This is a genomic window from Trinickia dinghuensis (assembly GCF_003367175.1).
Classification (GTDB): domain Bacteria; phylum Pseudomonadota; class Gammaproteobacteria; order Burkholderiales; family Burkholderiaceae; genus Trinickia; species Trinickia dinghuensis.
Genome location: NZ_QRGA01000035.1, coordinates 1 through 9,434, shown reverse-complemented (window position 1 = coordinate 9,434; position 9,434 = coordinate 1). Strand labels below are relative to the sequence as shown.

The window sequence follows — 9,434 nt, the reverse complement described above, 5'->3', positions numbered from 1 at the left end:
CGTCGCCGGCGATCCAAAGCTGGCGAAACCCGGTCGACGAGCTGGGCATAACCGGGAACTGTGCCTAAAAGCGCAAATTCCTATCATAAGACTTGAAGTTATAAAGATCGCGAGAATCATTACTTTTTGACGCATCAGCCCCGACTTTTCTTGCGCTAATCTGAGCGGCCCTCTGCGATCCGGACGATCCGCAATGGCAACCCTCGAACGCACCGCGTACCCGCGCTTCCCCGAGGTTCTGGCACCCCGGGAACTACAAGCCTGTTACACACCGCTGCCTGACGAACTCGAATGGGCGCGCCGGTCAACCCGCGGCGAGCGACCTCGACTGGGCTTGCTGATGTTGTTGAAGGTCTTTCAACAACTGCACTACTTCCCGCCGATCGACAGCATTCCGCCCGCCGTCGTCGATCATCTCCGGGCAGCCGCCGACATCGGCGATACCGTGCTGTTCGGCTATGACACCGCGATGTCCCCGACGCTGTTCCGGCACTACACGGCAGTTCGCGCCTATCTCGATGTGAAGCCGTACTACGGCACCGACGCAAACGCGATCGCCACGCGAGCGGCGCATACCGCTTCGCTGACGATGGATCAACCGGTCGACATCATCAACGCGACGATCGACGAACTGATCGCGCGCAATATCGAGCTGCCGGCGTTCTCGACGCTGGACCGGCTGACCGAGCAGATCCATGCTCGGGCGCAGGCCCGACTCTTCAAGCGCGTCACGCGACGCCTGACCGATGAGCAGAGGCGAGACCTCGACCGGTTGCTGGCTCGCGATCTGTCGAGCCGGCAGACGGCCTACAACCGGATCAAGCGCCATGCGAAACGGCCGTCTCGGCAGCACCTGGATTTGCTGATTGATCAGATCGCCTGGCTCGACGAGCTCGGCGATTTCTCACTGGCCGTCGCCGGGATTCCCGCGGCGAAGCTGCGTTCGCTTGCGCAACAGGCCATGGCGCTCGACGCCTCGGCACTCAAGAACGATACGCTCCCGGAGAAGCGCTACACGCTGATCATCGCGTTGCTCAATCGAATGCGCGTGCGCGCCCGCGACGATCTTGCCGATATGTTCGTGCGCCGGATGGGGGCGATCCATAAGCGCGCGAGCGACGAGCTTGACGTGATCCAGCGCAAGCAGCGCGAACAGGTCGAGGACCTGGTGGGCATGCTCGATGGCGTAGTCGACATCCTTGCCGACGAATCCGACGAGACCGCGATAGCTAAGGCCGTCCGCAAGCTGCTCGCCCCGAAGGGCGACCTGGAACCGCTGCGCGAGAGTTGCGCGGCGATCCGCGCGTTCAGCGGTCGCAATTACCTCCCGCTGATCTGGAAGCACTTCAAGGCCCATCGTTCGGTCATGATGCGCGTTGCCCGCACCCTCGAATGGGATTCAACGAGTCCGGTCCGCCTGCTCCTGAATGCCCTCGACGTCGTGCTGGAAAACGAATCGCGGCATCGGGAGTGGGTCGATGCCGAGGTCGACCTGAGTTTCACGGCGCCGCGCTGGCGCAAGCTCGTGCGGCGCTCGCACGGCGACGGGTTGCCGACTAACCGCCGTTACCTTGAGCTGTGCGTGTTCTCGTACATGGCCGAGGAGCTGCGGGTCGGCGATCTTTGCGTTTCCGGCTCTGATGCTTATGCCGATTACCGTGACCACTTGCTGCCGTGGCGGCAATGCGAGCAGCAGTTGCCCGACTACTGCGACAAGCTGGGTATGCCGACGGACAGCAGCGACTTCGTGCGCCACCTTCGTCAATGGCTCACTGATGCGGCCAGTAAGCTCGACGAGGAGGTGCCCCGCAAGCGCGAGCATGTCGTGATCGATCGTCATGGCGAACCGATTCTGCGCCGAACTGTCGCGAGGGAGATCCCGGCGAGTGCGATCGCGTTGCAGGAGCGGCTCAACGCCCGCCTGCCGACACGCAACATGCTGGACATCCTCGCGAACATCGAACACTGGACGCATTTCACGCGGCACTTCGGACCGTTGTCCGGCAGCGATCCGCAGATACGCAAGGCGGCCGAGCGCTACTTGCTTACCGTTTTTGCGATGGGCTGCAACCTTGGGCCGACCCAGGCCGCCCGCCATCTCGATTCGGATGTGACCGCGCACATGCTGTCGTTCGTCAATCGCCGCCATATCAGCCTGGATAGGCTCGAGACCGCGCAGCGCGAGTTGATTGAGCTGTACCTCCGGCTCGATCTGCCGAAACACTGGGGCGACGGTAAGACGGTGGCCGCCGACGGTACGCAGTACGATTTCTACGACAACAATCTGCTGGCCGGCTATCACTTCCGGTACCGGAAAATGGGCGCCGTCGCGTACCGGCACGTCGCCGACAACTACATCGCGGTGTTCCAGCACTTCATCCCGCCCGGTGTGTGGGAGGCGATCTACGTGATCGAGGGACTTTTGAAAGCGGGCCTGTCGGTCAAGGCCGATACGGTCCACGCCGATACCCAGGGCCAGTCGGCGGCCGTGTTTGCCTTCACGTACTTGCTCGGCATCAATTTGATGCCGAGAATTCGCAACTGGAAGGATCTCGTTCTCTACCGGCCTGACAGCAAGGTCAAGTACAGCCACATCGACAAGCTGTTCACGGCGACGATCGACTGGGCGCTGATCGAGCAGCACTGGCAAGAGCTGATGCAGGTCGCGCTGTCGATCCAGGCGGGCACCATCTCGTCGCCGCTGCTGCTGCGCCGGCTCGGCTCCGAAAGCCGCAGAAACCGACTGTACCTGGCCGCACGCGAGCTCGGCAACGTGGTGCGCACGGTGTACCTGCTCCAGTGGATCGGCAGCCTCGAGTTGCGGCAGGACGTCACGGCGAATACGAACAAGATCGAGTCATACAATGGCTTCTCGAAATGGTTGTCGTTCGGTGGGGATGTGATCGCCGAGAATGAGCCGGAGGAGCAGCAAAAGCGCCTGCGCTACAACGACCTGATCGCGTCGGCCGTGATTTTGCAGAACACGGTGGACATGATGCAAGCGCTGCGTGAGATGGTGGCGAACGGCGAGAAGGTCCGCGCCGAAGACATTGAGTTCCTGAGTCCGTACCCGACCCACAACATCCGGCGCTTTGGCCACTATAAACTGCATCTGGACCGTCGGCCGGAAGCCTGGATCAAGGACCCGCTGTTCGGCCATGCCCGTACCTACGCATCTCGCCCATGACTGCACGCCCGGCTATTACCACCACCTATTTCGGCGACGTCGATACCGCCGCGCTCGCTCGCCTGGAATCGAGCTACGATACGACGCGCCTGTTGGCCGCCGTCGACATTGTTGATCGCATCCGCACACAACTGCATGATCCAGAAGGGTTACGCGACGATCTGCTGGAGATCCATAGCATGGCGCACTCGGTCTTGAATGGTGTGCCATCGGTGCCGTCACGAAACGAGGGAACCTTGCCGGAGCAGGTGCTCGACGCGCTCGATCTGATTGACGAATTCGTCATGGAACTCACGCGGGTGAGGCAAATTCTCGAGCCGCTCGAAGCGCTGCACCCGGACGACGGGTTTGGCGAGAATTGAACGCGCTTGCCCCGTTCAAGTTGCCACGGGCAGGCAATCGTCCTTTTCGTGCGAAATATGGCGTTTGACCCTCACGATGATCTCGTTGTCGATACCAGACCAGACTCGGTGGTGCAGGCCACCCGACACGCGTTCCCTTCTATTGAACCAAACGAGGCGGGGTGAGCGCGCCGTACGCCGGTCCAATCCCGCTCGCACCCATGCCCTGGCACATATCGGGATTGGCTGCCAACTCGACCACAACATACTTGCTGGAGCCCTGCCAGTTGGCCGAGTCGACCTTCAGACAGGCGAACGCCACAATCGCCGTGCTTGCGCCCGTATTGATAGGCTGTTCGTTAATCACCGGAAATATTTCGTAGGCGCAGCTTTGGTTACCGTCGAGCGCACTGCAGGCGTCGACCGCTTGCAAGTTCGAAGAAACCGTTCCGTTTTCGATGAATATCTGGGACCCAATGCTGGCCGCCGGTGAGGGTGCACTCTTGTTGATATAGCTTCTTATCGTGGAAGCCCCCACTTGTCCACCATTGGCCAACGACGTCCATTGTCCCGTATTGCAGCCCGTACCTGACTGGTCATGGTAGCTCGAATTGATTTGAAACTCGTAAGGCTTACCGACCGTTTGCGGGAGAGTTTGGTCACCACCCATGTTTAGCGGGCTCGTGCTCGTTGCCAGCTTCGGTTGGTCCGTGCTCGAATTCCAGAAAGCCTGCATCGCGCTATACATACATTGGTTGAGTGCGATGGGGAAAAGACCACCTGGGCCAAGCGAGCTCGGGCGCGATACCACAGCGACGGCTTGGGCGCTGATAGGTACCGAGGCCAATCCGATGAAACCACCAAAGAAAAGACTCACTGGCCCGTTATTCTTGCCGCTCGATCTGCTTACCGTGACCTGGACGGCGGGCAAATCATTGGTCCCCGGTGTATAGGGCAACGGCTGCAGGCCGCTTGGTGTGCCTGTGAGATTCCAATAGCCATAATCGACCGTCGCGGTCGTCAGTGTGGCACCGTCCGACTTATTCAGCGAAATTGCGGTGGTCGCTTCCGTAGACGCGGTATTCCAATCCGGTGCCGTAGCGGTCAAATTCCCACATTGGCTTCGTTGATAGACGCATCCGACGCCTGCCAACGCAGCAGCATCAGCGGCATTTTGCAATTCGTTTCGAACTACGATCAAATGTCCGACATCAATAGCTATAGCAGCAAAAGCTAACAGTATAGGCAGCCACAGCGCGACCAGTACCATCACAGCACCGCGTTGCCGCTCAAGAGCCCTGGTATGGCGATGACGTATAGGCAGACCGCGTTGGCGGCGCCGCAATACCGCGACGTTTGGGCAACTCATGATCAATTTCCCCCTATTCATTGTTCATGGTTGTTGTCGCGGACATCGTCAGCGGCCCGGTCAGCGGAGCAATGAGTTTCCCCAGCCCAATGGGAGCAAAGGTATACGACACTGTCACGGTGACGGGACTACCAAATGTGCCTTGTGCCCCTGAAACGCTGACGTTCGCGGCCGGGCAAGTGTTAGCGCTACTTCCAAGCGATACTAGGTAGCTGCTGCAGTAGTTCGTCGCAACCTGCTGGATCTGTGCCGTGGTCGGCTTTGGTGAAGCCAGCACGATGCCGGCCCTTGCCGCCTCACGGCTCGCGTTGGTGATGACTGCCTTGTCGTAGATCGCCAGACTGAATTCAATGATTCCGAACACGACCAACAGCAGCAGCGGCAAGACAATGGCAAATTCAACGAGCGCGGCACCCTTTTGTTTTCTTCGTTTTATCAGGGCGCTGCGGATCCTCATTCTGCTTTTCATGATTTCCCCCGAAAGCATATTTTTATAAAAAGATACTGAAGACGCTCAGCAAGGCGGATCTGGGTCACCTGATCGGCGCGGTCCTTTTTCCGGTCCTCGTTGGACATGAACGGACACAAAGCAAGTGTCAGGCCACTCGTGTGAGATCCAACTACGGCGGCGCCTTTGATCACGGGCGAACCGCGTATCACACATGTCTGTGTCCAGGATGTCGCAATCTTGAGACGGGAAACTTCAGACAAAACAGGCGACGAATGCGGAAGCTGAATGATCGCAGTCGCCCGATGCACCGCGCGCCGACGCCGGTCGAGTGTCCTGCTAACGAGCGAAGTCGACGTTTGAACAGCTCTTTGCTATGACGAAAATAGAATCCGACGAGCCACGCTTTTTGTCTTTAGGTGTCCCCTGATCTTGGGCTACCATAGTTCGATCTGGAATCGAAAAACACCCGGCGGCAGCGGAGTTGGACTTGCCCGGCTAATACCCCCGATCAGCCCAGAGGAAAAAAATGCTGAGTCCGCATGAATTCGCGACTTTGATACTTGTCCAATCCGCGCCCGATCAGGTCGATCTCAATCGCGAGGAACTGGATATGCTGCTCGAGCGCCAACTGGTCGCGCTTGAGCAACTCGCATCCGGATTACAACGTCCTCAAATCACAGAAGATGGCGATGCCATGCTGCGGGCTGTGAGAGGAAAGTGCTGAAGTTGTACTGATGGGCAAACCCGTCATCCCGGCCGGGTGCCATCGCGTCGACCAGTGGGGGAGACGCAAGCGGACGCCACTCGGGGTCGCATTCCGCTACGGTTTTGAGCAAGCGGTCGCCTCGCGTCATTTATGGCCGTTTGTTCTTTAGTGTGATCTCAGGGGGCCGAGTCGGCACTTGCAGGCTTTGACCGCCTTGCAATCCAGGCTGGAACAATGACGCGATACGCGCGAACAGCTCGTTGGCTCGGGTCTGAAGCACGAGATCATTTCCTAACGGTCCTAGGGCTGATTCAATGCGAGTTCGCCAATATGCTGCCTCGCCCAACCTCGACTGCGGACAGTGGCCTTGGCGCAGCGGGTCTGCCTCTAACATCGTAATCATGGCTGCAATGTGCTTGAGATCCCTCTCGATATCAACGGCGGTGGGCATTCGTTAGCTCCTCGTTGGAATTTTGCTTGCGGCGCACCACTCGCATTCCGGTGGTGTCTTTCGGTTTGTGACTACCCCGTTCACATGAGCAAGCAACAACGGCAGTGTAGATACACCTTTCGCGTCTGTGCAGACCGACGTCGGTTTATACGATGGCTCTCCCACATACCCGACCAAGGCTGAGGAAGGCGAACCGCTAACGCGTCATCTCCTCAATGTCCGCATGCCGACATATGCGAAGAACGTTGACTGCTCGCCCTCGCATGCGAAGTTTTGTTACTCATGCGTCCCTCCGCGCGGACCAGAATGGGGCATTCTTGAGAATGCGAGCGCCTACAGAATCGAAAGTGGCAGCAGATCGTAGAGCGTCGACTGCATCAGGTCGACATGCTCAGGTTCGTCGGCGGATTGCGCTTATACAGCCGCCCGACGGTTGGCGCGGCTGCGTACGTCGTCGGTCGTTGCGATCGGCAAGGCAATGAAATCGCGCTCCGGCATTTCGTCGAACGTCTGCGGAAATGGCAGGTACAGCTTCAAGATCCAGCGCTCGCCGTCTTTGCGCGCCGCGTACGGATGCAGTATTTCGCCATCGGGCAAACATCGATCAAAGCGCAGCACCCCCTTGTTGGGGTATGGGAGCGAGGATTCCTCGCGGCGCGCACGCATCATCTGGGTGACGACCTCGTGCGGAAAACCCGGGTGCCCGGTATCGGCTTCCTTGATCGCCGCGCGAATGGCGTCGTCTTCCGTGAGGTGGCAGTTAGCCATTGCGTGCTCGTCAAACACCTCTTCTGTCGCGACGTACGGCGGCCCCCGATACCAATTCGGATCCTCGTACGCGAGGCGGATAGCGACGATGGTTCGGGTGCCGACGTCAGTACAGCGCCAACGGAAACCGGCCAGGCCGAGAAATTCGAGTCCAATGTGAAAGTCAGAGTGCTTCATGGTTCGCGGTCTCGTCTGGAACGCATCTATTCTGACAGAGGAAGTGTTGCAGACCAGTTGGGCCAACAAGAAGAAAGAGAATCGTAAGCAATGACAGCAATGATAGACTGATAACTATTATTATCAGTCCATTACTGTTTTTTATCTAAACTGGCTTTCATGAAAACGCGCGAGACCCTTCCCGTCAACAACATGGGCCCGGATCTCCCGGATGAAGCGGAGCTGGCCGCGTTGCGCGGTTGGTACGCTGGCCTGGATGCACGCGCCTCCGTCGCTCGATATCTGGGTGAACGACGCGCAAGTGGGGCGTCGTCGCGCGGCGTGCTCGGCCAGATTCGGCGGCAGCTCGTCGCGTACGCGTTGGCTCGCCTTCGCGTAGATCTGGCGGCCGTCTTCGTCACTCGCCCGACGAAGACGTCAGGCGAACACGTGGCCCGCGCGATCGAGATACTCCGTACTCTGCCGGTTCAGTCCCCCTCGATCACCGACGAAATCGAGATGTGGCTACCGCCCCGCATTGTCGCGGCGCTGCACGCGCACGACATTCGCACCTTGGCCGACTTGACTGTGCGCATTCCGCGGCGTCGCCGCTGGTGGTCGGCGATCGCCGGACTCGGTGTCGCCGGCGCACGCCGCATCGAAACGTTCTTCGCCGCGCATCCGACGCTCACCGAGCGGGCGCGAGCCTTGATTGCCGCCGCGCCGTCCGGCAACATCGTGCCGTGGGAGCAACTGCGCGTGCCACACGAGGTCGACGGCTCGCGTGGACAGTTTCGCGCCCCGCAGGTGGCTTGTTTGCTGAACGCGTCCAACGACTACGAGGCGATCCAATCCTGGCTCTCCCTGCACGAATCAGCCGCAACGCAGCGTGCCTATCGGAAAGAGGCAGAGCGCCTGATCCTGTGGGCGATCGTCGAACGCGGTCGCGCACTGTCGTCGCTTACCACCGACGACGCGATCGCCTATCGCGCGTTCTTGCGACGGCCGACGCCGCGCGAGCGCTGGGTCGGACCATCACGGCCGCGGCACAGTGTCGAATGGCGACCGTTCATTGGCTCGCTGTCCGCCCGTTCGGCAGCCTACGCATTGAACGTCCTGTCGGCGCTGTTTCGGTGGTTGGTCGAGCAGCGCTACGTACTCGCGAACCCGTTCGCCGGCGTCAAGGTCAAGAGCCACGCTCGACGCGCGGGATTGGATGTCTCCCGTGGTTTTTCCGAGGGCGAGTGGCTGCTGATCCGAACGCTCGCCGATGGTCTCGAGTGGTCGTACGGCTGGAGCGTGCCGGGCGCGCAGCGCTTGCGGTTCCTGCTCGACTTCGGCTATGCGACCGGCTTGCGCGCGAGTGAGCTGGTCGGCGCATCGCTCGGCGACATTCGTCGGGACGAGCATGGCGATCACTGGCTGCATGTCTTAGGCAAAGGCGGCAAGCTCGGCAAGGTAGCATTGCCGCCACTGGCCCGCACCGCGCTCGATCAATATCTCGTGCAGCGCGCTCTGCCGGTGACGCCCGCGCGCTGGAGCCCCACGACGCCGCTCGTCGCGAGTCTCGAAGAGGATGGCGGCATCGAAAGCACGCGGCTGTGGCGGGTGCTGCGACGGTTTTTCGTGCTGGTCGCCGACGCAATCCAGAACGAACGGCCCGCAACGGCCGAAAAGCTGCGCCGCGCAAGCCCTCATTGGATACGCCACACGCACGCATCGCACGCGGTGCCGAGCTGATCATGGTCCGCGACAACCTACGCCATGCGTCGATCTCGACGACGTCGACCTATCTGCATAGCGACGAGGTGCAGCGCGCCCGACAGTTCGATCAAGCGTTCGCTGCACTGAACATCAAGCGGTAGCTCTTTATATCGCATCAGCTATAAGTACGAGCGATCTCATAACCCTATGGCTTATGATAGGAATTTGCGCTTTTAGGCACAGTTCCCGGTTATGCCCAGCTCGTCGACCGGGTTTCGCCAGCTTTGGATCGCCGGCGACG

General features: G+C 59.9%; 6 protein-coding genes and 1 pseudogene. 4 read left to right on the top strand and 3 right to left on the bottom strand.

The genetic code is table 11. The features are described 5' to 3' along the window. Positions 1 to 193: 193 nt before the first annotated feature. Entirely contained in the window at positions 194 to 3,187 is a 2,994-nt protein-coding gene (locus tag DWV00_RS33355) for a Tn3 family transposase (protein WP_115537882.1), read from the top strand. Beyond that, positions 3,184 to 3,549 (top strand): Tn3 family transposase post-transcriptional regulator TnpC, encoded by a 366-nt coding sequence (gene tnpC / locus DWV00_RS33350; RefSeq protein ID WP_115537881.1) that lies wholly within the window; start codon positions 3,184 to 3,186, stop codon positions 3,547 to 3,549. The genes DWV00_RS33355 and tnpC overlap by 4 nt, the downstream gene beginning before the upstream one ends. A gap of 139 nt (positions 3,550 to 3,688) precedes the next feature. Here the strand turns inward: tnpC and DWV00_RS33345 are convergent, their stop codons facing one another. After that, a complete protein-coding gene (locus tag DWV00_RS33345; RefSeq protein ID WP_181885668.1) occupies positions 3,689 to 4,798 on the bottom strand; it encodes a TadG family pilus assembly protein in 1,110 nt (369 codons plus the stop codon). Positions 4,799 to 4,910: 112 nt separating this feature from the next. Then, positions 4,911 to 5,366 carry a TadE/TadG family type IV pilus assembly protein gene (locus tag DWV00_RS33340; protein ID WP_115537883.1) on the bottom strand — a complete coding sequence of 152 codons (456 nt, stop codon included), beginning with the start codon at positions 5,364 to 5,366 and terminating at the stop codon, positions 4,911 to 4,913. 508 nt (positions 5,367 to 5,874) lie between these two features. Between DWV00_RS33340 and DWV00_RS33335 the strand changes: the two genes are divergently transcribed. Continuing rightward, positions 5,875 to 6,072 (top strand): hypothetical protein, encoded by a 198-nt coding sequence (locus tag DWV00_RS33335; protein ID WP_115537879.1) that lies wholly within the window; start codon positions 5,875 to 5,877, stop codon positions 6,070 to 6,072. An 847-nt stretch (positions 6,073 to 6,919) separates the two neighbouring features. Here DWV00_RS33335 and DWV00_RS33325 read toward each other — a convergent pair. After that, positions 6,920 to 7,519, bottom strand: a complete 600-nt coding sequence (locus DWV00_RS33325) for a hypothetical protein (protein WP_245965145.1) — start codon at positions 7,517 to 7,519, stop codon at positions 6,920 to 6,922. A 90-nt stretch (positions 7,520 to 7,609) separates the two neighbouring features. On the opposite strand from DWV00_RS33325, the pseudogene DWV00_RS33320 reads away from it, so the two are divergent. Further along, positions 7,610 to 9,294, top strand: a pseudogene (locus DWV00_RS33320) (phage integrase family protein). Positions 9,295 to 9,434 lie beyond the last annotated feature (140 nt).

Bases quoted from the DNA above. Each gene is read 5' to 3' on its own strand.
- DWV00_RS33355 (WP_115537882.1), top strand. From the start codon at position 194: ATGGCAACCCTCGAACGCACCGCGTACCCGCGCTTCCCCGAGGTTCTG.
- tnpC (WP_115537881.1), top strand. From the start codon at position 3,184: ATGACTGCACGCCCGGCTATTACCACCACCTATTTCGGCGACGTCGAT.
- DWV00_RS33345 (WP_181885668.1), bottom strand. From the start codon at position 4,798: ATGGTACTGGTCGCGCTGTGGCTGCCTATACTGTTAGCTTTTGCTGCT.
- DWV00_RS33340 (WP_115537883.1), bottom strand. From the start codon at position 5,366: ATGAAAAGCAGAATGAGGATCCGCAGCGCCCTGATAAAACGAAGAAAA.
- DWV00_RS33335 (WP_115537879.1), top strand. From the start codon at position 5,875: ATGCTGAGTCCGCATGAATTCGCGACTTTGATACTTGTCCAATCCGCG.